The 23,400-nt window shown below is 70.8% G+C and carries 25 protein-coding genes; 15 read left to right on the forward strand and 10 right to left on the reverse strand.

What is annotated here, in order from left to right; translation table 11 throughout:
* Together AB0J69_RS34750 and AB0J69_RS34755 are read right to left on the reverse strand one after the other, a co-directional pair.
* A partial coding sequence (locus tag AB0J69_RS34750; protein ID WP_364126200.1) for a PQQ-dependent sugar dehydrogenase occupies positions 1-2,604 on the reverse strand: 2,604 nt, incomplete at its 3' end.
* A 116-nt stretch (positions 2,605-2,720) separates the two neighbouring features.
* Positions 2,721-3,167 (reverse strand): hypothetical protein, encoded by a 447-nt coding sequence (locus tag AB0J69_RS34755; protein WP_364126203.1) that lies wholly within the window; start codon positions 3,165-3,167, stop codon positions 2,721-2,723.
* A gap of 97 nt (positions 3,168-3,264) precedes the next feature.
* On the opposite strand from AB0J69_RS34755, the gene AB0J69_RS34760 reads away from it, so the two are divergent.
* From AB0J69_RS34760 to AB0J69_RS34780, 5 genes are all read left to right on the forward strand, one after another.
* Complete coding sequence (locus AB0J69_RS34760; RefSeq protein ID WP_364126206.1) at positions 3,265-4,146, forward strand: proline dehydrogenase family protein; 882 nt, start codon at positions 3,265-3,267, stop codon at positions 4,144-4,146.
* A 45-nt stretch (positions 4,147-4,191) separates the two neighbouring features.
* On the forward strand, positions 4,192-4,986 hold the full coding sequence (gene proC / locus AB0J69_RS34765; RefSeq protein WP_364126209.1) for a pyrroline-5-carboxylate reductase: 795 nt from the start codon (positions 4,192-4,194) through the stop codon (positions 4,984-4,986).
* A gap of 157 nt (positions 4,987-5,143) precedes the next feature.
* Complete coding sequence (locus tag AB0J69_RS34770; RefSeq protein ID WP_364126212.1) at positions 5,144-6,493, forward strand: efflux RND transporter periplasmic adaptor subunit; 1,350 nt, start codon at positions 5,144-5,146, stop codon at positions 6,491-6,493.
* Entirely contained in the window at positions 6,490-7,212 is a 723-nt protein-coding gene (locus AB0J69_RS34775; RefSeq protein WP_364126215.1) for an ABC transporter ATP-binding protein, read from the forward strand. The genes AB0J69_RS34770 and AB0J69_RS34775 overlap by 4 nt, the downstream gene beginning before the upstream one ends.
* A complete protein-coding gene (locus AB0J69_RS34780) occupies positions 7,209-8,393 on the forward strand; it encodes an ABC transporter permease (protein WP_364126217.1) in 1,185 nt (394 codons plus the stop codon). Before AB0J69_RS34775 ends, AB0J69_RS34780 begins: the two co-directional genes overlap by 4 nt.
* Before the next feature lie 16 nt (positions 8,394-8,409).
* Here AB0J69_RS34780 and AB0J69_RS34785 read toward each other — a convergent pair whose 3' ends face one another.
* The 4 genes from AB0J69_RS34785 to AB0J69_RS34800 form a co-directional block, all read right to left on the reverse strand.
* Complete coding sequence (locus tag AB0J69_RS34785; protein WP_364126220.1) at positions 8,410-9,150, reverse strand: hypothetical protein; 741 nt, start codon at positions 9,148-9,150, stop codon at positions 8,410-8,412.
* Positions 9,147-10,037 (reverse strand): ABC transporter ATP-binding protein, encoded by an 891-nt coding sequence (locus AB0J69_RS34790; protein ID WP_364126223.1) that lies wholly within the window; start codon positions 10,035-10,037, stop codon positions 9,147-9,149. Before AB0J69_RS34790 ends, AB0J69_RS34785 begins: the two co-directional genes overlap by 4 nt.
* An 81-nt stretch (positions 10,038-10,118) precedes the next feature.
* Positions 10,119-10,787: a response regulator transcription factor gene (locus AB0J69_RS34795; protein WP_364126226.1), complete on the reverse strand. Its 669-nt coding sequence runs from the start codon at positions 10,785-10,787 to the stop codon at positions 10,119-10,121.
* Entirely contained in the window at positions 10,784-11,911 is a 1,128-nt protein-coding gene (locus AB0J69_RS34800) for a histidine kinase (RefSeq protein WP_364126229.1), read from the reverse strand. The genes AB0J69_RS34795 and AB0J69_RS34800 overlap by 4 nt, the downstream gene beginning before the upstream one ends.
* Before the next feature lie 127 nt (positions 11,912-12,038).
* On the opposite strand from AB0J69_RS34800, the gene AB0J69_RS34805 reads away from it, so the two are divergent.
* The 9 genes from AB0J69_RS34805 (at position 12,039) to AB0J69_RS34845 (ending at position 19,207) form a co-directional block, all read left to right on the forward strand.
* Positions 12,039-13,202: an acetoin utilization protein AcuC gene (locus tag AB0J69_RS34805; RefSeq protein ID WP_364126232.1), complete on the forward strand. Its 1,164-nt coding sequence runs from the start codon at positions 12,039-12,041 to the stop codon at positions 13,200-13,202.
* 14 nt (positions 13,203-13,216) lie between these two features.
* Positions 13,217-13,999, forward strand: a complete 783-nt coding sequence (locus tag AB0J69_RS34810) for a phosphatase (RefSeq protein WP_364126235.1) — start codon at positions 13,217-13,219, stop codon at positions 13,997-13,999.
* Between the two features lie 312 nt (positions 14,000-14,311).
* Positions 14,312-14,515 (forward strand): helix-turn-helix domain-containing protein, encoded by a 204-nt coding sequence (locus AB0J69_RS34815; protein WP_026214222.1) that lies wholly within the window; start codon positions 14,312-14,314, stop codon positions 14,513-14,515.
* Between the two features lie 174 nt (positions 14,516-14,689).
* A complete protein-coding gene (locus tag AB0J69_RS34820; RefSeq protein WP_018654693.1) occupies positions 14,690-14,788 on the forward strand; it encodes an AURKAIP1/COX24 domain-containing protein in 99 nt (32 codons plus the stop codon).
* A gap of 22 nt (positions 14,789-14,810) precedes the next feature.
* The gene (locus AB0J69_RS34825; protein ID WP_364126238.1) at positions 14,811-15,806 is read left to right on the forward strand and encodes an NAD-dependent epimerase/dehydratase family protein; all 996 of its coding nucleotides are present in this window, start codon (positions 14,811-14,813) and stop codon (positions 15,804-15,806) included.
* Positions 15,803-16,702, forward strand: coding sequence for a lysophospholipid acyltransferase family protein (locus AB0J69_RS34830; RefSeq protein ID WP_364126241.1), 900 nt, complete (start codon positions 15,803-15,805; stop codon positions 16,700-16,702). Before AB0J69_RS34825 ends, AB0J69_RS34830 begins: the two co-directional genes overlap by 4 nt.
* A 69-nt stretch (positions 16,703-16,771) precedes the next feature.
* Positions 16,772-17,563 carry an SDR family NAD(P)-dependent oxidoreductase gene (locus AB0J69_RS34835; RefSeq protein WP_364126244.1) on the forward strand — a complete coding sequence of 264 codons (792 nt, stop codon included), beginning with the start codon at positions 16,772-16,774 and terminating at the stop codon, positions 17,561-17,563.
* A gap of 58 nt (positions 17,564-17,621) precedes the next feature.
* A complete protein-coding gene (locus AB0J69_RS34840) occupies positions 17,622-18,200 on the forward strand; it encodes an RNA polymerase sigma factor (RefSeq protein ID WP_364126247.1) in 579 nt (192 codons plus the stop codon).
* 2 nt (positions 18,201-18,202) lie between these two features.
* Positions 18,203-19,207, forward strand: coding sequence for an LCP family protein (locus AB0J69_RS34845; protein ID WP_364126250.1), 1,005 nt, complete (start codon positions 18,203-18,205; stop codon positions 19,205-19,207).
* Position 19,208: 1 nt separating this feature from the next.
* Here the strand turns inward: AB0J69_RS34845 and AB0J69_RS34850 are convergent, their stop codons facing one another.
* Genes AB0J69_RS34850 through AB0J69_RS34860 form a run of 3 tightly spaced genes read right to left on the reverse strand, consistent with a single transcriptional unit; the run spans position 19,209 to position 21,493 of the window.
* Entirely contained in the window at positions 19,209-20,078 is an 870-nt protein-coding gene (locus AB0J69_RS34850) for an HAD-IB family hydrolase (protein WP_364126252.1), read from the reverse strand.
* Between the two features lie 30 nt (positions 20,079-20,108).
* On the reverse strand, positions 20,109-20,747 hold the full coding sequence (locus tag AB0J69_RS34855) for a DUF5667 domain-containing protein (RefSeq protein WP_364126254.1): 639 nt from the start codon (positions 20,745-20,747) through the stop codon (positions 20,109-20,111).
* Between the two features lie 59 nt (positions 20,748-20,806).
* The gene (locus AB0J69_RS34860; protein ID WP_364126257.1) at positions 20,807-21,493 is read right to left on the reverse strand and encodes a sigma-70 family RNA polymerase sigma factor; all 687 of its coding nucleotides are present in this window, start codon (positions 21,491-21,493) and stop codon (positions 20,807-20,809) included.
* A 179-nt stretch (positions 21,494-21,672) separates the two neighbouring features.
* Here AB0J69_RS34860 and AB0J69_RS34865 point away from each other — a divergent pair, with 179 nt between their 5' ends.
* Positions 21,673-23,136 (forward strand): antibiotic biosynthesis monooxygenase, encoded by a 1,464-nt coding sequence (locus AB0J69_RS34865; RefSeq protein ID WP_364126260.1) that lies wholly within the window; start codon positions 21,673-21,675, stop codon positions 23,134-23,136.
* Positions 23,137-23,142: 6 nt separating this feature from the next.
* On the opposite strand, the gene AB0J69_RS34870 is transcribed toward AB0J69_RS34865, so the two are convergent.
* Positions 23,143-23,379 carry a glutaredoxin family protein gene (locus tag AB0J69_RS34870; RefSeq protein WP_364126262.1) on the reverse strand — a complete coding sequence of 79 codons (237 nt, stop codon included), beginning with the start codon at positions 23,377-23,379 and terminating at the stop codon, positions 23,143-23,145.
* Positions 23,380-23,400: the final 21 nt, after the last annotated feature.

Consider the following 23,400-nt stretch of genomic DNA (forward strand, 5'->3'; position numbering starts at 1 on the left):
GGCGGTGCCGCCGGTGTCGACCTCGCCGGTGGTGTGGATGACGGTGTGGGGGCGGTCGGTGTCGCTGCCCGCGGAGAGCACGTAGGCCAGGCCGTTGGTGTGTTGTTTCATGATGACGGTGCGCCAGCTGTCGACGGTGGTGGGGCGGACCCAGGCTTCGAGGGTCATGCCGGTGGTCAGGCGCAGGGTGGGGGCGTCGTTGACGGTGACCCAGCTGGACGAGCCGTTGAACGACAGGGCCTTGCCGTACTTGCCGGTCGCCGCCCAGGTGGTGGCCGTGGCCGTGCCGGGGTTGCCCGATGGCGAGGCGTCGCCGACGGTGGTGCCGGCGCCCTCGTTCATGCCGTAGGCGGCCACCAGGCCGGCGGGGGACTGCACGACCTTGTACGCCGCCGTGTACGTGGTCGCGGTCGCCGGCGCGGCGAAGTTGTGCGTGGCGGCCCCGCCGTCGGACCAGGCGTCGAACCCGTGCTCTCCCTGGGGGGAGGGCGCCGTGATCGAGTTGCTGGAGCCCACGATCACCGTCCTGGTGAAGGGCGTGACCGTCTGCTCCTGGTTGAAGCCGAGCTGGAGGCCGGGCGGGTTCGTGTGGAACGTCAGGTTCACGGTCCTGGGTTGCAGCAGCACGCTCTTGGTGTCGGTCAGCCCGTGCTGGTCGGTGACGGTCAGCCGCAGCTCCAGATGCGACGGGTACTCGTGGTCGGGTGCCTGGAAGGACCCCGACGCGCCGGTGTACCGGGTGATCTCGTGCTCGTGGCAGGCGCCCGGGCAGTGGTGCATGATCAGGGTCCAGGTCATCCGGGATCCGGGGACGGCCCCTTCCTCCGGGTCCGTGCCGGTGCCGGAGAAGCCGATCGTGTCGCCGACCGCCCACGTCGTGGTGGACGAGGGGCTGGTGATCGCCGCTGTGGGGGCGGTGTTGCCCACGTTGACCGTGACGGTGGCGTCGGCCTGGCCGCCCTTGTCGTCGCTCACCCGCAGCCTGACCACGTACGAGCCGTTCTGCGTGTACGTGCGCGACGGCGCCACCGAGGTCGAGTCGTCGAGCTCCCCGTCGCCGTCGAGGTCCCAGGCGTACGTCATCGCGTCGCCGTCGGCGTCGCTGGATCCCGCGGCCGAGAAGGCGACGGCCAGCGGGGCGGCCCCGGCTGTCGGGACGGCGTTGATCGCCGCCGTGGGCGGCGCGTTGTCGAAGATGTAGCGGACGATCGTGCCGTTGTCGAAGTTCACCGCGAACAGGTCGCCGTTCGGGCCCGTCTCCAGCTCCACCGCGCCGATGCCCGTGTCGAACGTGGCGACCGTGGCGGGGTTGGGCAGGCCGTTCGAGCCCTTGGTCATCGCCCAGACGCATTTACGGCTGTAGTCGGAGAAGAACAGGGCCCCGTCGTAGGACGGCGGGTACGTGCCGTCCTGGTAGAAGGCGACGCCGCTGGAGGAGGACTGGCCGCCGGGCGTGCAGCTGTCGCCGGTGTGGAGGCGCTGGCCGTGGTGCCAGGCGAAGTACGGCTGGGTGTGCGCGGAGGCGCCGGCGCTGTAGAGGTTCTCGCAGAGCGTCAGGTTCAGGGCGTCGTAGCCGTCCTCCCGGTCCGCGCCCTCGTAGCAGGGCCAGCCGAAGTTGGCCACGCCGCCGGTCGGGTCGGCGACCCGGTTGATCTCCTCGTACGAGCCCCAGCCGACCTCCCCGGACCAGATCTCGTCGGTTCCGGGGCGCTGGGTGATGCGGAACGGGTTGCGCAGCCCGTGGGCGACGATCCGGCGTACGTTGGGGTCGGAGCTGGCGGCGTTCGGGTTGCCGGCGGCCGCCGCCCCCGTGTCCGGATTTATCCGGATGATGGTGCCGTCGAGCCCGGCCGGGTCGCCGTTCGTCCGCACGTCCTGGGAGCGCAGGGCGCCGCCCTCCGCGCTCGGCGGGGCCAGCGCGGTGCCGACCGCGTTCGGCGGGTCGCCGCACGGGTTGTCCGGCACGATGTCGGAGCTGGTCTGGTTGTCCTGGCCGTAGTCGGGGAACTCGAAGCTGGCGCCGTCGCCCGCCGAGGCGTAGAGCGCCCCGTCGCGGCCGAACTGCAGGTCGCCGATGGAGTGGCTGGGATACTGCTGGCACCAGTCGGTGATCAGCGGGGTCTCCGCCCCCGAGGGGGAGATGACGGACAGGCGGCCGGTGATGCGGCAGCCGTCCCCGGTGGGGCCGGGGGGCGAGGCGCACGCGTCGTAGTCCTCGTTGGGCTCGCCCCAGCGGGGTGCGGTACCGCCGGGCTCGGCGTCGTGCGAGTAGAGCACGTACACGCGGGGGTCGGTGGGGAAGTTCGGGTGCAGGGCCATGCCCAGCAGGCCGCGGTCCCAGAAGTCGTGCACCTTGGTGCGCAGGTCGGCGTACACGGTGGGGGTGGTGTCCGTCAGCGAGTCGAAGACCTTGATGTAGCCGCCCTTCTCGGCCACGAACACCCGCCCGTCGGAGGCGAACTCGATGTTGGTGGGGCTGATCAGCCCGCTGAAGACGGTTTGTTCGTGGAAGCGCTGGGGCAGTGCCGCCGCCGGGGGAGACAGAACGATCAGGCTGGTCAGGATCAGGGCAGCAGAAAACAGGCAGGATAAGAGCCGTCTCACGGGTCCCCCCATTTGGAGCGTTACATCACCACCGGCGCCCCCACGCCACGGTGTTCTGATCGATGTATCGCAACAAATCGATCATTTGTCACTGGGGTTGTCCGTAAGTGGACAGATCACGACTTGGCGCCGTCCACGACCTTGCGCTTGCCCAGGGCTTTCTTGAGTTTTACCGTCGTGGTCTTCTCGACCGCGATCATGATGCACGACATGTTCCTGGCCTTGGGAGCGGTGCCCTCGTACAGGGTGATCGTGACCTGCTTGCCGGTCTCCTTCACCTTGACGCGGTCCAGCACCGTGCACGGCGCCACGCCCGACCACCAGGTGAGCTGGATCTTCTTGCCCTTCGAGACCGGCTTGGCCTTGGTCCAGCGGATCTTGTGGACGTTGATGGCGTTGCCCGTCGGCTTGACCGGCTCGGGAGCCTTCGTGGGAGCGGTGGTGACCGGTTCCGACACGACCGGGGGCTTCTCCGGGGTGGTGGAGGCGGCCCGCTCGACCGGCGGGGCCGTGCCGCAACTCGTGGCGAGCACCAGACATCCGGCCAGGAAAGTCGCTGTCATTGTCCGCATACCCATAGGACGGATCACACCGGCCGCCGGTTCAAAGCCGGTCGTGGATCGTTCACGGGTGAGAAGCCGACTGATTAGTGTGGTTCGCGTGCTCCGTCAGGCCTTGCTCGCCATCTCGAAGAGCCGACGCGCCGAGCGGCTCGTCACCACCTCGCCGCTGACCGCCGACGTCGTCAGGCGCTATGTCGCGGACGACATCGGCGCCGTGGTCGCGGAGCTGACCCGCAGGGGGCTGCTGGTCACCGTCGACCACCTCGGTGAGGAGGTGACCGACCAGGCGCAGGCCGAGGCCGCCGTCGCGAACTACCTGTCGCTGCTCGACCTGCTGCCCGCGGGCGCCGACGTCTCGGTCAAGCTCACCGCCCTGGGGCTGCGGCTGTCACAGCGGCTCGCGATCGACAACACCGCCGCCATCTGCGCGGCCGCCGCGGGCAAGGGCATCACGGTGACGCTCGACGCCGAGGAGCACGACACGATCCCGGGGCTGCACGCCGTGCACGCCGCGCTGCGCAGGGAGCATCCCGACGTGGGGGTGGTGGTGCAGGCGTACCTGCCGGACTCGCTGGACCGCTGCGAGAAGCTCGGCGGCGCCCGCGTACGGCTGTGCAAGGGGGCCTACACCGCGCCCGGCGCCTACACCAGGACCGCCGACATCGACCGCTCGTTCGTACGGTGCCTGAAGGTCCTCATGGCCGGCACCGGCTACCCCATGGTCGCCACCCACGACCCCAGGCTGCTGCGCATCGCCTCCACGCTGGCCGTGCTGGACGGCCGCGACGTGACCGGCTTCGAATACCAGATGTTGTACGGCGTGCGCCCTGACGAGCAGGCCCGGCTGGCGGGGCTCGGCGCGCGGATGCGCGTCTACGTCCCGTACGGCTCCGACTGGTACGCCTACCTCATGCGCCGCCTGGCCGAGCGGCCCCGCAACCTGGCCTTCTTCCTGCGGTCGCTGGTGTCCCGGGGCTAGCGGATAGGCTTCCAGACCAGCGTCTATTTCCTTTGAGGGGCCGAAATGATCGCGATTCTGGGCACGGGCAAGATGGGCGAGGCCCTGCTGTCCGGGTTGTTGCGGGCCGGGTTCAAGCCGGGCGACATCATGGCGACCACCCGCAGAGCCGAACGGGCGCAGGCGCTGCGCGAGACCTATGGCGTACGCGTCGTGTCCAACCCGGAGGCGGCCAAGTCCGCCGACACCCTGATCCTGGCCGTCAAGCCGCAGGACATGGCCACGCTGCTGGCCGAGATCGCCCCCCACGTCCCCGCCGACCGCCTGGTGATCTCGGCCGCGGCGGGCATCACGACGTCCTTCGTCGAGCAGCGGCTCGGCGTCGACGTGCCGGTGGTGCGGGTGATGTCCAACACGCCGATCAAGTTCGACGAGGCGATGAGCGTGATCTCGGCGGGGGCGCACGCGGGCGAGGAGCACCTCAAGCTCACCGAGGGCCTGCTGGAGCCGGTCGGCAAGGTGCTGCGCATCCCCGAGTCGCAGCAGGACGCCGCCACCGCCCTCTCCGGCAGCGGGCCCGCCTACTTCTTCTACCTGGTCGAGGCCATGGTGGACGCCGGCATCCTGCTCGGCATGCCGCGGGCCGCCGCGCTCGACATGGTCACCCAGTCCATCGTGGGGGCCGCGGTGATGCTGCGCGACTCCGGCGAGCACCCGGTGATCCTGCGCGAGGCCGTCACCTCGCCGGGGGGCACCACGATCGCGGCCATCGCGGAGCTGGAACGGCACAGCGTGCGCGCGGCGTTCCTCGCGGCCATCGAGGCCGCCCGCGACCGCGGCCGCCAACTCGCCTCCGGCTGACCGCTCCCCGCGCCCGTCCGGTCCGCCCCGCTCCACGACCGCCGCCCGGCGTGCTCGCGGGGCGTCGGGTGGTTCTGAGCTGGATGGGTCGGCAGGGGGAAGAGAGCCCGAACGGGCGCTTGTGGGGGCGGGTGGGCGGGATCCTACGATGGGTCGGGTGACGATCCGTCGCGGGCTCGCCCCGCTGCTCGTCCTGTTAGCACTGACCGGCTGCACCTCCGAGGAACCGCCGAGCGTCCAGCTCGCCGACGTCCGGCGTGCCCCGGTCACCGAGGTCGTCGAGGCCCCCGCCACCATCGGCGCGCGGGCCTCCGCGACACTGCGCTCTCCCGCCCAGGGCACGATCGCCAAGCTGTACGTCCGCGAGGGCGACCGCGTCCGCAAGGGCGAGATCATCGCCAGGATCCGCTCGCCCCAGGCCGAGGACCAGCTGCGCCAGGCCCGCCAGGCGTCCAAGATGTCGGCCCCCGCGAGCTTCACCCCGAACGTACGCCTGCCGACCTTCGACACCAGGGCGTTCGACCGCAAGGTCGCCGCCCACTTCGCCAAGGCCCGCAAGGAGGCCAGGAAGGTCGACGACCCCCAGGCCCGCAAGCAGCTGATGAGCGCCATCGACCTGGCCCAGGCCCAGCACAAGGCGCAGGCGAAGGCCCTGTCGTCGATCACCGCCCAGCTCAACCGCTCGATCAGCGGCCTCCTGACCGGCGTGAGCAGCGGCCTGTCCAGCTCCATGGCCTCCCTCCAGGCCGCCTCGAAGTCGCAGGCCAGGGCCGCGGTCAAGGCGGCGGAGAGCACGGTGCGGTCGCTCACGGTCAAGGCGCCGTTCTCCGGCATCGTCACCCTGGGCCGGGTGTCCGGCGGCGGCGGCGCCCCGAGCGGGGTCGAGGGGCTGCTCAGCCAGCTCCCCGGCGGCGGGCAGCAGCTGCCGTCCATTCCCTCCGGCGGGTCCGCCTCGGGCACCCCGGTCGCGACGGGGGTGCCGATCTCGGCAGGTGACTCGATCGCCACCGTCACCGACGTCTCCGAGCTCACCCTGGCCGCCGACGTAGACGAGACGGACGTGCTGCTGGTGCGCAAGGGCGTCAAGGCCGACGTCGAGCTGGACGCGGTGCCCGGCGCCACGTACACGGCCGTGGTCACCGGCATCGGCGTCACGCCCATGGAGGGCACCACGGGCGGCGTCAGCTACCCCGTACGCCTCTCGCTCGGCGCCGGCGCCTTCGACGACGGCTCCAAGGCGCCCACGCCCAAGCCGGGCATGAGCGCCGTCACGCGGCTGACCGTACGGGAGTCGGCGTCGGCCGTCTCGGCCCCCGCTTCCGCCATCGTCTCCAGCGGGCGCGAGAGCGTGGTGTGGGCGGTCAGCAACGGCGTGGCGCAGCGGCGCGTGGTCAAGCTCGGGGCCCAGGGGGACGCCGTGGTGGAGGTGCTGAGCGGGCTGTCCGTGGGCGAGCGGATCGTGGTCAAGGGCGCCGACTCCGTACGGGAGGGGCAGACCCTGCCATGACGCTCCGTACGGGAGGGCCAGACCCTGTCACGACGGCCCCCGCCATCGAAGCGGTGGACCTCGCCCGCCGCTACCAGCTCGACGGCGTGGCCGTCGAGGCGTTGCGCGGCGTGTCGCTCCGGATCGACCAGGGCGAGTTCGCCGCCATCGTCGGCCCGTCCGGGTCCGGGAAGTCCACGCTCATGCACCTGCTCGGCTGCCTCGACCGGCCCTCGACGGGCGTGCTGAGGGTCAACGGGGTGGACATCTCCCGATTGTCCGACGCCGAGCTGGCCGAGCTGCGCAACAAGACGATCGGCTTCGTCTTCCAGTCCTTCCACCTGCTGGCCAGGACCTCGGCGCTGGACAACGTGGCGCTGCCGCTGGTCTACCGGGGTCTGGGGCGGGCGGAGCGGCGCGCCAGGGCCCGTGCGGCGCTGGAGTCGGTGGGGCTCGGGCACCGCATGGAGCACCGGCCCTCGCAGATGTCCGGCGGCGAGCAGCAGCGCGTGGCCATCGCCAGGGCACTGGTCGGCGAGCCGAAGGTGCTGCTGGCCGACGAGCCCACCGGCAACCTCGACACCAGCAACGGGGCCGAGGTCATGGCCATACTCGACCGGCTCAACGCCGACGGGGGCGTGGCCGTGGTGCTCGTCACGCACGAGGCGGAGATCGCGGCCCATGCCAGGAGGCAGATCCACGTGCGCGACGGACTGATCGAGCGGGACAGCGCGTCATGAGGGGCGGCGAGGCGCTGGTCATGGCGCTGGAGGCGCTGCGGGTCAACCGGCTGCGCAGCGTGCTGACCATGCTCGGGGTGATCATCGGCGTGCTGGCCGTGGTGATCCTGGTGGCCATCGGCACCGGCGCGAAGGACGAGATCGAGAAGCAGATCTCCGGGCTCGGCACGAACATCATCCTCGTCGTCCCCGGCCGCATCAGCCTGGGCGCGGCGCCCTCGCAGAGCAAGCTGGGGCTGGCCGACGTGGCGTACGTCCGGCGGGTGGTCGGCGACCCGTCGAAGGTGACGGTCTCCCTGCAGTCGGGCGAGACCGTACGCGTGGGCAGGACCGAGGTGTTCGTCACCGTGATGGGCACCGACCAGAACATGGTCAACATCTTCGAGCGGCCCGTCGGCAAGGGCCGGGCGCTCAGCGAGACCGACGTGGACACCCGGCGCAGGGTGGCCGTGCTGGGCTCGGAGGTGGCCGACCGGCTCTTCGGCGACCTGGACCCGATCGGGCGGCAGGTGACGGTGGCGGGGGCGAGGTTCCGGGTGGTCGGGGTGTACTCCGAGGTGGGGCAGACGTTCGGCCTCTCCCGGGACCAGGAGATCCACATCCCGGTGACCACGGCGCAGCGGCTGCTCGGGATCGAGCGGATCAACGGGCTGGCCGTCGGCGCGTCCGGGCCCGAGGAGATCGACCCGCTGTCGGACCGGGTGACGGCGGCGCTGCGGGACCGGTACCCGGGCGAGCAGTTCTCGGCGGTCACGCAGACGGCGCTGCTCGGCACGGTCGGCAGCGTGCTGGGCATGCTCACCGGCGTGCTGGCCGCCATCGCGGGCATCTCGCTGCTGGTCGGCGGCGTGGGGGTGTCGAACATCATGCTGGTCAGCGTGCGCGAGCGCACCCGCGAGATCGGGCTGCGCAAGGCGCTGGGGGCCAGGCAGCGCGACATCCTGGCCCAGTTCCTCATCGAGGCGGTGCTGCTGACCACGATCGGCGGGCTCATCGGGATCATGCTCGGGGTCGGCGGCTCGCTGACCATCGCGGCGCTCACCGAGGTGCCCGCGTCGATCACCTGGTGGTCGATCGTGCTGGCCTTCGGGGTGTCGGCGGCCGTCGGGGTGTTCTTCGGCGTGGCGCCGGCGCGGCGGGCGGGCCGGCTGGATCCCGTGATCGCCCTCCGCGCCGAATGAACCCGCGTGGGCCGGGTCAGGCGTCCCGGCGGAGCAGCAGTACGGCGCTCGCGACCACGGTGACGGCGATCCAGACCAGGTAGACGCCGAACCCGCTCCACGGTCCCAGCGAGGCGCTGCTCTGCCCGTTCGCGATCAGCATCCCGGCGTTGGTGGTGAAGTAGTCGGCCACGGTCCTGCCCCATTGCCCGGGCAGCTGGTTCATCAGCGGAGGGAGCACCAGCATCAGCGCGGTGGCCGCCATGATCGCGCCGGGCGTGTGCCGGACCAGCGTGCCCAGAGCCAGCCCGAACACGCCGCAGGCGGTCAGGAAGAGGGTGGCCCCGCCGACGGCCCGCGCCGCGTCGCCCAGCATGAGCGAGGGCGGCTGGGTGATCGCCAGGCCCACAGCCAGCGCGGCGGCCGACGCGACCGCGGAGGTGACCAGCGCCGTCGCGGTGAACACCACCATCTTGCCGGTGAGCAGGCTCAGCCGTTTCGGCACGGCCATGAGCGACGTGCGGATGCCGCCGGTGCGATATTCGCTGGAGATCACCAGCACGCCCAGCGTGGCCAGGGAGAGCGAGGCGAAAATGACGCCGACCAGGCTGCCCGCGATGGCCTCGTCGGCGGGGATGGGGCCGTCGGTGTTGCCCCTGTTCGCGGCGCTGATGAGCGCGCCGATGCCGACCATCAGCGCCACCGTGGCGGCCAGCGTCCACACGGTCGAGCGCACGGAACGGATCTTGGTCCATTCGGACCTGAGGATGTCGATCATGAGGAGAACTCCAGGCTGTCCTTGGTCAGCTCCATGTAGGCCGCTTCGAGCGAGGGCTGCACGAACGTCAGCTCCTCCAGGGGGAGGCCCGCCCGGGCGGTGAGGGTGCCGATCTCGAGGGTGCTCATCGCGGTGACCCGCAGGTGGTCGGGGTGCAGCTCGCCCACCTTGACCAGCTCGGCCACCTCGGCCAGCCGGGGCGAGCGGACGCGTACGTACCCCTGGGAGCTGCGCCCGATGAACTCCTGCACGCTCGTGTCGGCGATGAGCCGGCCCTTGCCGATCACGATCAGATGGTCGGCCGTCTGCGCCATCTCGCTCATCAGGTGGCTGGAGACGAACACCGTCCGCCCCTCGGCCGCCAGCTTGCGCATGAGCGTGCGGATCCACAGGATGCCGTCCGGGTCGAGGCCGTTGACCGGCTCGTCGAACAGCAGGATCTCCGGGTCCCCGAGCAGCGTCGCGGCGATGCCCAGCCGCTGCGCCATGCCCAGCGAGAACCCGCCGACCCGCCGCTTGGCGACCTCGCGCAGGCCGACGAGCTCCAGGACCTCGCTCACCCGGCCGGCCGGGATGCCGTTGCTCTGCGCGATGGCCAGCAGGTGGTTGCGGGCGCTGCGCCCGCCGTGCACGGCCTTGGCGTCCAGCAGGGCGCCCACCTTGCGCAGGGGGTGTCTCAGCTCGCCGTACGGCCTCCCGTCCACGAGCACGGAACCGCCGGAAGGCCGGTCGAGGCCGAGGATCATGCGCATGGTGGTCGACTTGCCGGCACCGTTGGGGCCGAGGAAGCCGGTCACCTGACCCGGCTCGACGTCGAACGACAGGTCCGCCACGGCGACGGTGCCGCCGTAGCGCTTGCTCAGGTTCGTAGCCCGAATCGCGGTCATGGCTCCAAGCGTGCCGATGCGCGCGCCCGGTTTCTTCCTGCCCGGGAACCGTTTCGGGGGCGGCCGTGTAGGACCCTGGTCCTACTCTCCAGGGTGGATCAGCGCCGCCTCGTATGCGACGATCACGGCCTGCGCGCGGTCCCTGACGCCGATCTTGGCGAACAGGCTCGTCACGTGGTTCTTGACGGTCGAGGGCGAGACGGACAGGCCGGCGGCGATCTCCGCGTTCGACCTGCCGCGGGCGATGAGCACGAGGATCTCCCGCTCACGTTCGGTGAGCCCGCCCAGCTCGGGAGGGGCCGGGCGCGGGGGAGACGTGCGGACGAACGTGCCGATGAGCCGGGTCAGCAGGCGCGGCGCGACGGCGGACTCGCCCCGGTGCACCACGCGTACCCCCTCGATCAGCTCCTCCGGCGAGACGTCCTTGGGCAGGAACCCGTCCGCGCCCGCCCGCAGTGCGGCGACCACGTTCTCGTCCAGGTCGAACGTGCTCAGTGCGAGCACCCGCACACCCGGCAGCTCAGCGGTGATCAGCTCGGTCGCGCGCACCCCGTCCATGCCCGGCATGTGCAGGTCCATCAGCACCACGTCCGGCCGCAGCCGCCGGCTCAGGTCGACCGCCTGCGCGCCGTCCGCCGCCTCGCCGACCACGCCCAGGTCGGGCTGCGCGTCGAGCATCAGCCTGAAGCCCTTGCGCACCAGCTCGTGGTCGTCGGCCAGCAACACCTTGATCTTTCCGTCAGGCGTCATCTCGTCTCCAGCGGGATGCGGGCGTGCACGCGGAATCCTCCGTCCGGGCGGGGGCCGGTGGAGAGCTGGCCGCCGCACAGGGCCACCCGCTCGGCCATGCCGCCGAGCCCGAAGCCCGGCGTCCCGCCGGCCTTCGCCAGGCCGTCGTCGAGCACCTCCACCTCGACCGCGGCGGGCCCGTACGCCAGCCGGACGCTGGCCCTGGCGCTGACCGCGTGCTTGCGGGTGTTGGTCAGCGCCTCCTGCACGATCCGGTAGACCGCGTGGTCCACGGCGGCGGGCAGGCCGACGGGCTCGCCCGTCACGGTCAGGCTGGCGGGCAGTCCGGCCGACGCGGCCTCCTTGATCAGCTCGGGCAGCCGCTCCGCGCCCACCCCGGTCGCGGCGTCCGGCCCCTCGTTGCCGTCGGCCCTGAGCACGTCGAGCAGGCGGCGCATCTCCGACATCGCCTGGCGGGCGGTCTGCTCGGCGCTCTCCAGGGCGCTCCTGGTGACCTCCTGCTCCGGCGGGAGCGTGGCCCGCGCGCCGCCGACCAGCGCGTTGATCACGGTGATGTGGTGCGCCACCACGTCGTGCAGCTCCCTGGCGATGCGCCGGCGCTCGGCCCGTACGGCGGCGTCGGCCACCTCGCGCCTGTTGCGGTCGTTGAGCTCCGCCCTGAGGAGTACGAGCTGCCCGACCCCCACGGACATCCCGACCGTGAACAGCGCCGCCACCCAGCCGCCCGAGCCGGGCCAGGACAGCTCCTGCGCCGTGGCGTAGACGGCGAACGCCGCCCCGGAGGCGATCGCGGTCGTGCGGCCGCTGGTGTAGCGGCCCACGCTGTAGAGGGCGATGACCGTGGGCAGGTTCGTCATCGCCACGGTCTGCGTGGCGAGGAAGACCACGTCGGTCGCGGCCACCAGCGCCGCCGTCAGGATCGGGCGGCGGCGGCGCATGAGCAGCAGCGCCAGGCCCAGCAGGTAGTGCGCGGAACCCGGGACGGTGCCCGTCTGGCCCCGGAGGACCAGGGCGATGGTCCCGATGAGCATCGGCGCGGCCAGGACGATCACCAGCGCCCGGTCGAACACCTGGGGACGCCGTAAGAACCGCACGATCTTCATGAAGGCCCGCGCCACGCGCACGCTAAAACCCTAATTCACGATTTTCCCCTATTGCCCGCAGGTTTCGCAGCCATGAACCTGGGCTACAACGAGGTGCCTGCGCTGCGGTAACGTCGGCGCAAGGCGAGGGCGCAGCAGAGGGGTTGGCATGAGCCGGTCGGCACGGGTGATCTGGGACGACGCTCTCACCTCCTACAACTTCGGCGCGAGCCATCCGCTCCATCCCGTGCGCGTGGAGCTGACCATGGCGCTGGCCCGCGAGCTGGGCGTGCTCGACAAGGTCGAGGTGGCCGGCTGCGCGCCCGCGACCGACGACGAGCTCTCCCTGGTCCACGAGCGCGGCTACATCGAGGCCGTCAAGCGCGTGTCCGCCTCCGGCCGGCCCGACCTCACCGCCGGGCTCGGCACGACCGACAACCCCGCGTTCGCGGGCGTCCACGAGGCCTCCGCGCTGATCGCCGGCGCCTCCCTGGCCGCCGCCCGCTCGGTCTGGGAGGGCTCGGCCGAGCACGCGGTCAACATCGCCGGCGGGCTGCACCACGCGATGCCCGCCGTGGCCAGCGGGTTCTGCGTCTACAACGACCCGGCGCTGGCCATCGCCTGGCTGCTGGAGCGGGGGGTGGGCCGCATCGCGTACGTGGACGTCGACGTCCACCACGGCGACGGCGTGCAGACGGTGTTCTACGACGACCCCAGGGTCCTGACGATCAGCCTGCACGAGAGCCCCCGCACGCTCTTCCCCGGCACCGGGTTCCCGGAGGAGACCGGCGTCGACGGAACGGCCGTCAACGTCGCGCTCCCGGCCGGCTGCGGCGACTCCGGCTGGCTGCGGGCCTTCCACGCGGTCGTGCCGCCGCTGCTGCACGAGTTCGGGCCGGAGATCCTGGTGACCCAGCACGGCTGCGACAGCCACGCGCTCGACCCGCTGGCCAACCTGATGCTCAGCGTGGACGGCCAGCGGGCCGCGTACGCCGCCCTGCACCGCCTGGCCCACGAGACGGCCGGCGGGCGGTGGATCGCGACCGGCGGTGGCGGCTACGAGCTGGTCCAGGTGGTGCCGCGGGCGTGGACGCACCTCATCGCCGAGATGGCGGGGCACCCGCTCGATCCGGCCACGCCGACGAGCCAGGAATGGCGCCAGTTCGTACGGGAGCGGACGGGCGAGACCCCGCCCCTTACCATGACGGACGGCCGAAACCCGGAATTTCGCGACTTCTCCGATGGTTATGATCCAGCGGACCCCATTGACCGTGCGGTCATGGCGACCCGGCACGCGGTCTTCCCCCTGCACGGCCTCGATCCGATGCCCTGACGAGGAAAGAAGCAGTGCTGAGCCGCGACGAACTCCGAGAACAACTTGTCTACAGCCGCATAGCCGGCGATGTCGCGACCTCTCGCGAGAACAACCTCGACCACTACAGCTCGCTGGCCAACGGTGATCCCTACTACGCGCTGGGCCTGACGTTCGACCAGCCGTGGTCCTACCGCGACATCCTGGCCCTGATGGCCAAGTCCGCGGGCGTGGTCTCCGACCCGGGACACCGCTGGGGCCAGGACACCATCGACCCCGAGCTGACGATCGACGCGATCGACGCCATGGCCGAGCGCATCGCCGCCGTGCTGACGCGGCCGAGCCCGCGCATCCTGTTCGCCACCGGGCACCCCACGGGCCTGCTGGCCGTGCACCTGCCGCTGGCCGCCCTCTGCGCCGCGCGCGGCGCGCGGTTGCTGTCGCCCGCCGAGGGCTGGACGTACGCGGGGTCGAGTTTCGGTCGTCCCAGAAGGATCCGTTACCTGCAGGACATCGCCATGCTCGACGACCGGGGCGCGCTGGTGCACACCCACGACTCCGCCCCGATGCGCCACATGCTCGGCGAGCTCGGCGACGACCTGCCGGATCTGGTGATCGCCGATCATGGCTGGGCGGGAGCGGCCGGAGAGGCCGGTGTGCCGACAGTGGCGTTCGCCGACAGCAACGACCCCGGGCTGTTCGTCGGGGAGGCGGAGGGCAAGATTGACGTGGTCGTGCCACTTGACGACAATGTGCTACCGCGTTATTACGCTCCGCTGACCGAGAGACTAGTCACAGAAGTCTCACGCGCCCTTTGAGTCCGATTCGGTCATCCCCATACCGTCTTTTCGCGCCTGCATTCCAAGGGGCTCGCTGTCCCTTTGCCAACTTTTGATGGGGCTCCGGCGACTCTTATGTGTGGCAGCTTGGACAGTTCCAACGTCCGAGTGAGGTGCTCGGCCCGGCTGCTGGCCAGCGATTTCGCTGGTTCGGCTGACAGGTGGCTCCGTCGGCTGAGAAAATAGGGGGTTTGCGCACTCGGAGTCCCGACTTACGCTGACGGCAGTACACGTGCGTGAGCAATGGCACCAGTGGGGATAACCCGGAAACACGTGCGGAAGAGGCGTCCGATGGGTGCAGGCGAAAGACCTCTCAGCGAGGTGAAGTTCCTGACCGTCGCAGAAGTGGCGACGGTCATGAGGGTGTCCAAGATGACGGTGTACCGGCTCGTCCACTCTGGCGAGCTGCCGGCCATCAGAGTCGGCCGATCGTTCAGGGTGCCTGAGCAGGCGGTACACGACTATCTGCGGGAGGCCTACATCGAGGCAGGTTGATGTAGCGACACGCCAGACCGTGTCGTGAATGCTGTCGCGGGAGGGGCCCGGCCGCCGCACATGCGACCGGGCTCTCACCCCCCGAGGGGCGATCTACCATGGATCGCCGGTAGTCTGTGAGCCGGTGTGCGCTCGCACTCCGTTTCAGACTTGCTATCAGTACCTGGGGGTCCCGTGGGCTCTGTCATCAAGAAGCGCCGCAAGCGGATGGCTAAGAAGAAGCACCGCAAGCTGCTCAAGAAGACGCGCATCCAGCGGCGTAACAAGAAGTAACCGACGCAGCTGCGAGGCGCTGATGACCCACACCGTGCTTGTCACCGGGGTCTCGCGCCACATAGGCGCCCGGGTGGCGAGCGTTCTGGCGGCGGACCCGGACATCAGCCGTGTCATCGGAGTGGACACCGTGCCGCCCTCCTCGCTGACGCGAGAAGGCGGCATCTCTCTCGGCCGGACGGAGTTCGTCCGGGTCGATCTGCGCAGCCCCGACATCGCTCAGGTGATCGCGGCCGCGGACATCGACACCGTTGTGCACATGAGCCTGGTCAGCGCTCCCTCGCGGAGCGGTGGCAGGGCCGCCATGAAGGAGCACAACGTCATCGGCACCATGCAACTGCTCGGTGCCTGCCAGCGGTCGGCGACCGTGCGGCGCGTGGTGGTGCGTTCCACCACCGCCGTCTACGGCTCGTCGCCCCGCGATCCGGCGGTGTTCACCGAGGACCTGGAGCCGCACGACGGCCCCGTCCACGGCTACGCCAAAGACGCGGTCGAGGTCGAGGGCTACGTGCGGGGCTTCGCCCGGCGCCGTCCCGACGTGACGGTGTCGCTGCTGCGCTTCGCCAACTTCATGGGCTCCGGCGTCGACTCGCCGCTGACGCGTTACTTCACCCAGCCGGTGCTGCCGACCGTGTTCGGCTTCGACCCGCGGCTGCAGTTCGTCCATGAGGACGACGCGGTCGAGGTGCTGCGCCGGATGGCGACCGAGGATCACCCCGGCACGTACAACGTGGCCGGGGCAGGCGTGCTGCTGCTGTCGCAGTGCGCCCGGAGGGCGGGGCGGCCGTCGCTGCCGCTGTTCTCGCCCGCCTTCAGGGCGCTGGGCAGCGCCGTACGCAAGATCGGGCTGGTCGAATACTCGCCGGAGCAGGTCAGGCTGATGAGCCACGGCCGCGCCGTCGACACCTCCAGGCTGGAGGCGGAGCTGGGCTGGAAGCCCAAGTTCACCACCGGGGCGGCCTTCGACGACTACCTGCGCTCCCGCGGCCTGCGGCCGTTCGGAGGTGTCCTCACTTGAGCGTTCCCCACGAGGAAGAGGCCCGCGTGATCCCGATCAGTGCGGCACCCTCCTTCGAGGAGCCCGACCCCATGGCCAGGATGCTGGCCTTCCTGCGCAGGCGGGTCACGGGCGACTACGAGGTCGACGAGTTCGGCTACGACGCCGAGCTGACCGACAAGGTGGTCCTCGAGCTGATCAGGCCGCTCTACAACCACTGGTTCCGGGTGGAGACGGTCGAGCTCAAGAACATCCCCGACGACAGCGGCGCCCTGATCGTCGCCAATCACTCGGGCACCCTGCCGATGGACGCGCTGATGTTGCAGGTGGCACTGCACGACGAGGCCGGCCGGCCGCTGCGGCTGCTCGGCGCCGACCTGGTCTACCAGCTCCCGCTGCTCAGCCACCTGGCGCGCAAGACCGGCCACACGCTGGCCTGCCGCGAGGACGCCGACCGGCTGCTGCGCAAGGGCGAGCTCGTCGGGGTGTTCCCCGAGGGGTTCAAGGGCGTCGGCAAGCCGTTCTCCGAGCGCTACAAGCTGCAGCGCTTCGGCCGCGGCGGCTTCGTGGCCTCGGCCATCCGGGCCGGGGTGCCGATCGTGCCCACCGCGATCGTGGGGGCCGAGGAGATCTATCCCAAGATCGGCGACCTCAAGTTCCTGGCCAGGATGCTGGGCCTGCCCTACTTGCCGATCACCCCGTTCTTCCCGCTGTTCGGCCCGCTCGGCCTGGTGCCGCTGCCGTCGAAGTGGATGATCGAGTTCGGCGAGCCGATCCGCACCGACGAGTACGACCCGTCGGCAGCCGACGACCCCATGACCGTCTTCAACATCACCGACCACGTGCGCGAGGTCATCCAGCAGCTGCTCAACGAGCTGCGCCTGCGCAGGGGCCACGCCTTCCCGCCGTTCCTCTGAGGGCTGCAACCTCCGCGGCCGCCCCGGTGTTCAGCAACCGATATCGCCGAACACCGGAGGAGAACTCCCATGGATCTGCAGCTTTCCGGCCGCGTCGCCGTCGTCACGGGCGCGTCCAAGGGCATCGGCCTGGCCGTCGCCCGCACTCTGGCCGAGGAGGGCGCCCACGTGGTCACCGCCTCGCGCACGCCCGCCCCCGTCGATGGCAAGGTGACGCACGTCGCGGTGGACCTGATGGACCCGGAGGCCCCGGCCCGGGTCGTCGCCCGTGCGGTCGAGGAGTTCGGCGGGGTGGACATCCTGGTCAACAACGCCGGCGGGCCGCCGCCGGGGGCGACCCTGCCGCGGGTGGGGTTCATGACGCCCGATGACGAGGACTGGCGGGCGATGTTCGAGTTCAACGTGTTCGCCGTCGTACGCATGATCCGGGCCGCGGTGCCCGTCATGCTGGAGCGGGGCGGCGGCTCGATCGTCAACGTGTCCTCGACGATGGGCAGGCAGCCCGGCGCCATGAACGTGGACTACAGCGCGGCCAAGGCGGCCGTGCTGGCGATCGGCAAGTCGCTGTCAGAGGAGTACGGCCCCCAGGGCATCAGGGCCAACACCGTCTCGCCCGGGCCGGTGCTGACCGACTGGTGGACCAGGCAGGGCGGCGCGGCCGAGGTCATCGCCGGGCTGGCCGGGTCGGACAAGGAGAGTGTGATCTCCGAGGTCGCCCCTGCGATGATGAAGCTGACCACCGGGCGGCTCGTGCACCCGCAGGAGATCGCCGACGCGATCGCCCTGCTCGTGTCCCCCCGATCCGGCAGCACGACCGGTGCCGAGTTCGTGATCGACGGGGGCCAGCTCAAGGAGCTGTGAACCCGAACGGCGGGTTGTGGCAAGACATCCGTGACCGATCCCCCACAGAAGGGCGGAGATGATCACGCAACCCGCCGTCAAGGGTGCGGACTCGGAGCTCGTGAGCGCCTCGTGGACCGAGCCCGAGGCGTTCGCCGAGCTCTTCGACCGCTACTCCGCCATGCTCTACAGGTACGTCTCCAAACGCCTCGGCCCCGAGCCCGCCGAGGACCTCGTCGGGGAGACCTTCCTGGTCGCCTTCTCCCGGAGGAGGAGCTACGACCTGGCGTACCCGGACGCCCGGCCCTGGCTGTTCGGCATCCTGACCAAGCTCGTCTCCCGGCACCACCGCACGGAGGCGGCCCGCTACCGGGCCCTCCTGCGCGCCCCTGTCGACTCCGAGGTGGAGTCGCCCGCCGACCGGGTGGCGGCCGGGGTGACCGCCCAGGCCGTCCGCGCGGAGCTGGCCGGCGCGCTGGCCGCGCTCCCCGCCAAGGACCGCGACGTCCTGCTGCTGATCGCCTGGGGCGATCTCACGTACGAGGAGGTCGCGCGAGCGCTCGGCATCCCCGTCGGAACCGTGCGCTCCCGCCTCAACAGGGGCAGGCGGAAGGTACGTGCCGCGCTCGGCGACGCCAACCCGATGGAGGAGGAGTGACGATGGACGACCTGAAGCTGCTCCGGGACCTCGGGGGAGAGCTGGAGCACGAACCGCCCGCGACCCTCGCCCGCCAGCGGCACCGCTTCCTGCGCGCCCGCCCCCGGCGCAGGTGGACGGGCTGGTGGACGGCCGGCCTCGTGGCCGCCGCCACGGCCACCGCCGTCGCGGTGCCCACGGTGCTCATCGGCACCCGGCACACGGCCGCGCCGCCGGCCGGGGCCGATCGGGCGGACGTGAGCGGCGCCAGGAACGTGCTGGTGATCGGCTCGGACTCGCGGCAGGGCGCGGGAAACGCCAAGTACGGCCCGCGGAGCCAGGACGCGGGCCAGCGCTCCGACACGATCATGATCGTGCACGTGCCGGCCGACCGGGGCAGGGCCACGGCGGTCAGCATCTCGCGCGACTCGATGGTGCGGATCGCGCCCTGCGGCTCGGAGCCGGCCCGGATCGACATGATCAACTCGGCGTACGCCAAGGGTGGCGCCGCGTGCCTCAGGACGACGCTGGAGAAGCTGACGGGCCTGCGCCTGGACTACACGATCGACGTGGACTTCGCCGGCTTCAAGGACATGGTGGACGCGCTCGGGGGCGTGACCGTCAAGGTGCCCGAGCCGGTGGACGACCGGGCCTCCAAGCTGCGGCTCTCCGCGGGCGAGCAGGTGCTCGACGGCGAGCGGGCCCTCGGCTACGTGCGCCTGCGCGGCTACGGGGACGGCTCCGACATCGCGCGGCTGAAGCGGCAGCAGACGGTCGTGCTGGCGATGCTGAAGAAGGCGCAGCGGGTGGTCGCCGAGCCCGGCAAGCTCAAGGACCTGCTCGCCGTGCTGCGCCAGAAGGTGAGGACCGATCTCAGCCTGGAGGAGATGTACGAGCTGGGCACGCAGCTGGCCGGCACCAAGATGACCTTCCTGGCGGTGCCCTGGAAGCCGCACGCGAAGGACAGGAACCGGATCGAGTGGGCGCAGCCGGAGGCGGACCAGCTGTTCGAGTCGCTGAAGGAGTAGCTCAGGACCGGCGGTAGTGGCGGCGCAGGGCCAGGCCCGCCGCCACGCCGCCGGCGACCGCCCCGACGCCTGCCGCGATGGGCAGGGCCGTGAGCGTGGCCTTGCGGCCCGTGCGGAAGTCCTTGATCGGCCAGTCGTGCTTCCTGGCGTGCTCGCGCAGCTCGCTGTCCGGGTTGATCGCCACCGCGTTGCCGACCAGCGACAGCATGGGCAGGTCGTTGGCCGAGTCGCTGTAGGCCGTGCACCGCGTCAGGTCCAGCCCCTCCCGGCGGGCCAGCGCGCGCACGGCCTCGGCCTTGGCGGGTCCGTGCAGCAGGTCGCCGACCAGCCGCCCGGTGTAGACGCCGTTGCTGGTCTCGGCGACCGTGCCGAGCGCGCCCGTCAGGCCGAGCCGCTGCGCGATGACCCTGGACAGCTCGATCGGCGTGGCGGTGACCAGCCAGACCCGCTGGCCGGCGTCGAGGTGGCTCTGGGCGAGGGCGCGGGTGCCGCCCCAGATGCGGTCGGCCATGACCTCGTCGTAGATCTCCTCGCCGAGGCGTACGACGTCGTCGACCTTGGCGCCGGCGACGAAGGCCAGCGCCGTCTCCCTGGCCACCGCGATGTGCTCGGGGTTCTCGTTGCCCCGCAGCCGGAACACCGCCTGCCCGATGGCGAACTTGAACAGGTCGGACGTCGTGAACAGGCCGCGGGTGGCCAGCCCGCGGGCGAAGTGGTAGATCGACGCGCCGCGCATCATCGTGTTGTCCACGTCGAAGAAGGCCGCGGCCTGCAGGTCGGGCTCGACCGGGGCGACCGGGGCGACGGTGACCGCCGCTCGCGCCGCGGCCTCACCGGCGACCTCCGGCCGGACTTCCTGTCGTCGTCGCATAAGCCGCCACATGGGCTTCAGCTTACTTTCCTACTCAGGGGCGACCAGACCCTCGATGTAGTCGAGGTACCCCTCCGCCTGGGCCAGCTGATCCTCGTTGAGCTGCTGGAGCATCGGCTTGACGGTCTCCTTCTGGTCCCGCGCGAAAGTCTTGATCTTCGGTGAGCGCGGTTCGGTCCGTTCGAGGCGGCTGATGCCCGCCCGCGTCGACTCCTCCATGTCCTCCAGCGTCTTGTCGATCAGCGGGCCGTCGGTGGACGAGCCGAGCAGGCTGGCGACCTCCTTGGCGCGGGTCTTGGCCGAGGCGAGCTCGCGCTCGCCGCGTTCGGCGTCGTCGGTGCTGAGGCGGACGAGCGTGCTCTCGGCGGCGCGCTTGAGCGGGTAGAGCGAATCACCCGGCACCGCCCGGTAGGTGGCGAAGGAGGAGACCATCATGGCCGCCGCCAGCCCCACGGCGGCGAGCTGGGACAGCAGCGGCCGGCGCCGGGCCGGGCGGCGGTGGCGCGCCGGCGCGGCCGGCGCCTCCCGCTCCTCGGCGAGCGCGCCGGACAGCAGCTCGGCGCGCAGCCGGTCCCTGAAGGCAGGCTCCGGCGCGCCGCCGAGCGGCAGCTCCCTCAGCTCCGTGAGGTGTTCGAGCACGCGCTCCCGCCGCCTGCGCGCACTACTCATGACAGCTCCCTGACCGACCAGGCCATGACACTTGCCTAACGAGGGGCCGATGGCGGAGGTTACGCCAGGTCGTGCTTGAGAGCCCTGGCCAGCGCCCGTACGGCCCGGAACTGCAGCGCTTTGATCGCTCCACTCTTCTTCCCCATGATCAGCGCGGTTTCCGCGAGCGAGAGGCCGTGCAGGAAGCGCAGGACCACGCATTCCTGTTGTTCGGGATTGAGATCGCGTACGGCACGCAGCACGCGGTCGTTGATGATGGCCGTGACCACGGCGTTCTCGGGGATGTGGGAGCCGTCGAGCGGAACGTCGATCACCTCTCCGGTCGGCACCTCCAGCCGGTAGCGCCCGGACTTGAAGTGGTCGGTCACCAGGTTCCTCGCGATGGTCACGAGCCAGGCCCCGAAGTCGCGGCCCTGCCAGGTGAAGTCGCCGATCCTGCGCAGCGCGCGCAGGAACGTCTCGCTGGTGAGGTCCTCGGCCAGCGGGTGGGAGCCCACGCGGAAGTAGATGTAGCGGTAGACGAGGTCGACGTAGCGGTCATAGAGCGTGCCAAAGGACTGCGTGCATCCGTTCTTGGCGTGCATCACCAGCGTACGCAGGTCGTCGGGCACGCCGTCCCGCGCGTCTTCGCGCACGTCTTCACGCCCGCTGTCACGGACGTCCTCGCGCACGGCGAGCTCGCCCGTCCGGGCAGGTCCAGCGACCGCTGGCGCCAGCAGCCCGGCGAACGGCGACGAGTCAGGCATCCGGTATCCCTAGGGGTAAGGGGTGCGGCGTGCTCGAACACTCTAGAAATCAACCGGAAAATTCACAATCCACATCGTCCTGGCATGACTAGGCGTAATCGGCGGATACCGTGTTGGACCGACCCGTTCCCTCTTCGGCTACCGGCTGGGAGGCATCGTCCGGCAGCATTGGAGTCACCATGGAGATCCTCGTTGCTGTCATAGCTCTTGCCGGTGCGCTCCTGGCCGCGATCGCGGCAGGTGCCCTGATCCAACGACTGCGCGACGAGCCCGAGGGGTGGTTGATCGCCTGGACCGTTGCAGTCGTGGCCCTTTGCCTCTCACTGGTCGTGATCGGCATCGGCTACCTCATGGGCTTCGGCGAGGTCACCTTCCGGATCTACCAGGTGACCGGATCGCTGCTGGCGCCGCTCTGGCTGGCCATCGGGCTCGTGCAGCTGCTGTCGGAGAAGGTGCCGCCCAGGTTCCTGGCGTGGCTGCTCGGCATCGCGCTGACCGTCGTCGCCGCCGTGATCATGGTCTTCGACCCGCTGAAGAACACGGACATGGGCAAGTCCCTGCCCTCCGCCGCGAACCACTGGAACATCCCGCCCGGCTACCTGCTGATCGGCGTGCACGCCGTCGCCGTGCTGGTCATGCTGGCGATGCTGGTCGTGGCGGGGCTCAAGTGGCGCAGCGGTGACGAATACGACACCGACAACCTGCACGCGACCGTCGTCATCGTCCCGTCGGGGCTGGCGCTCGTGGGCGCGATGAGGTTCCCGGTGCCGGCGCTGTTCACCACGGCGCTGCTGGCCGTGGCCGGGGCCGCGGTCTGGTACACCGTGCTGCGGCCGCTGGCGCCGTACGAGGACGACGACGAGGACGACTTCGGTCCTGACAGCGACGAGCGGCCCGCGCGCCGTGACGAGCGCTCTCAGCGCCGCGACGAGCGTGCCCAGCACCGCGAGGAGCGGCCCATGCCCCTGGACGAGCGCCAGATGCCGGTCGGCGACCGCCCGATGTTCCGTGACGAGAGGCCCAAGCCGATGGGCATGCCCGAGCCCGTGCCCGCCGCCGACCTGCCGCCCGCGCCGCCGCGCCGGGCGTCCGGGCTGGGGGACCTGGTGGCCGAATACCGCGCGGGCGACCAGGAGGTCGACTACGCCGCCCGCATGGCCCCGCCGCCCGACGCGGGCCCCTCGACCGGCTACATCATGAACGGCGCCCCGCCCCAGCGCCCCGACTACGCCGTGCCCGGGACGGGAGCTGTCTTCCCCGGCGCCGACGTGTTCTCGCCCGCGCCGCGGCAGCAGCCCGCCTCCGGCAAGCCCTCACCGACCATCTACGGCCTGCTCACGGTCTTCACGATCATGGACGGGGCCGGCGACGCGTTCGACCGCCTGGCCGAGGCGACCGTCGAGGCCGTGCGTCGCGGCGAGCCGGACACGCTGGTCTACGCCTGCCACGCGGTGAAGTCGGCGCCGCTGCAGCGAATCGTCTACGAGCTCTACCGCGACGAGGTCGCCTACCGCGACCACCAGCGGCAGCCGCACGTGGAGAGGTTCGTCAACGAACGGCAGGCCATGGTGCTGGCCACCAATGTGATCGAGCTCACCGTCAACGCCGCGAAGGTGGTGCCGCTGCCCACCGCGATGTACTGAGCCCGCTCAGGTGGTGAGCGCGGCGCGCAGGCGGCTCTCGTCGACGCGCCAGAAGTCGTGCTGCACGCCGTCGATCAGCGTGACCGGGATCATCTCCCAGTATTTCTCCTTGAGCTCGTCGGAGGAGTCGATGCTGACCTCCTCCCACGGCACGCCGAGCTCGCCCGCGACCCTCGCGATGATCTCTCGCGCGTCGTCACACAAGTGACAGCCGGGCTTGCCGAGCAACGTGATGCGATGCATAACGCAACCGTACCCCGCTGA

The sequence above is a fragment of the Nonomuraea sp. NPDC049709 genome, assembly GCF_040674815.1.
Taxonomy (GTDB): Bacteria; Actinomycetota; Actinomycetes; order Streptosporangiales; family Streptosporangiaceae; genus Nonomuraea.

Excerpts from the sequence above, each read along its gene's own strand:
- AB0J69_RS34835 (WP_364126244.1), top strand. The coding sequence starts at position 16,772 with ATGGATCTGCAGCTTTCCGGCCGCGTCGCCGTCGTCACGGGCGCGTCC.
- AB0J69_RS34785 (WP_364126220.1), bottom strand. The coding sequence starts at position 9,150 with ATGATCGACATCCTCAGGTCCGAATGGACCAAGATCCGTTCCGTGCGC.
- AB0J69_RS34805 (WP_364126232.1), top strand. The coding sequence starts at position 12,039 with ATGAGCCGGTCGGCACGGGTGATCTGGGACGACGCTCTCACCTCCTAC.
- AB0J69_RS34755 (WP_364126203.1), bottom strand. The coding sequence starts at position 3,167 with ATGACAGCGACTTTCCTGGCCGGATGTCTGGTGCTCGCCACGAGTTGC.
- AB0J69_RS34840 (WP_364126247.1), top strand. The coding sequence starts at position 17,622 with ATGATCACGCAACCCGCCGTCAAGGGTGCGGACTCGGAGCTCGTGAGC.
- AB0J69_RS34825 (WP_364126238.1), top strand. The coding sequence starts at position 14,811 with ATGACCCACACCGTGCTTGTCACCGGGGTCTCGCGCCACATAGGCGCC.
- AB0J69_RS34870 (WP_364126262.1), bottom strand. The coding sequence starts at position 23,379 with ATGCATCGCATCACGTTGCTCGGCAAGCCCGGCTGTCACTTGTGTGAC.
- AB0J69_RS34860 (WP_364126257.1), bottom strand. The coding sequence starts at position 21,493 with ATGCCTGACTCGTCGCCGTTCGCCGGGCTGCTGGCGCCAGCGGTCGCT.
- AB0J69_RS34865 (WP_364126260.1), top strand. The coding sequence starts at position 21,673 with ATGGAGATCCTCGTTGCTGTCATAGCTCTTGCCGGTGCGCTCCTGGCC.
- AB0J69_RS34790 (WP_364126223.1), bottom strand. The coding sequence starts at position 10,037 with ATGACCGCGATTCGGGCTACGAACCTGAGCAAGCGCTACGGCGGCACC.
- AB0J69_RS34815 (WP_026214222.1), top strand. The coding sequence starts at position 14,312 with ATGGGTGCAGGCGAAAGACCTCTCAGCGAGGTGAAGTTCCTGACCGTC.
- AB0J69_RS34850 (WP_364126252.1), bottom strand. The coding sequence starts at position 20,078 with ATGCGACGACGACAGGAAGTCCGGCCGGAGGTCGCCGGTGAGGCCGCG.
- AB0J69_RS34780 (WP_364126217.1), top strand. The coding sequence starts at position 7,209 with ATGAGGGGCGGCGAGGCGCTGGTCATGGCGCTGGAGGCGCTGCGGGTC.
- proC (WP_364126209.1), top strand. The coding sequence starts at position 4,192 with ATGATCGCGATTCTGGGCACGGGCAAGATGGGCGAGGCCCTGCTGTCC.
- AB0J69_RS34855 (WP_364126254.1), bottom strand. The coding sequence starts at position 20,747 with ATGAGTAGTGCGCGCAGGCGGCGGGAGCGCGTGCTCGAACACCTCACG.
- AB0J69_RS34775 (WP_364126215.1), top strand. The coding sequence starts at position 6,490 with ATGACGCTCCGTACGGGAGGGCCAGACCCTGTCACGACGGCCCCCGCC.
- AB0J69_RS34795 (WP_364126226.1), bottom strand. The coding sequence starts at position 10,787 with ATGACGCCTGACGGAAAGATCAAGGTGTTGCTGGCCGACGACCACGAG.
- AB0J69_RS34845 (WP_364126250.1), top strand. The coding sequence starts at position 18,203 with ATGGACGACCTGAAGCTGCTCCGGGACCTCGGGGGAGAGCTGGAGCAC.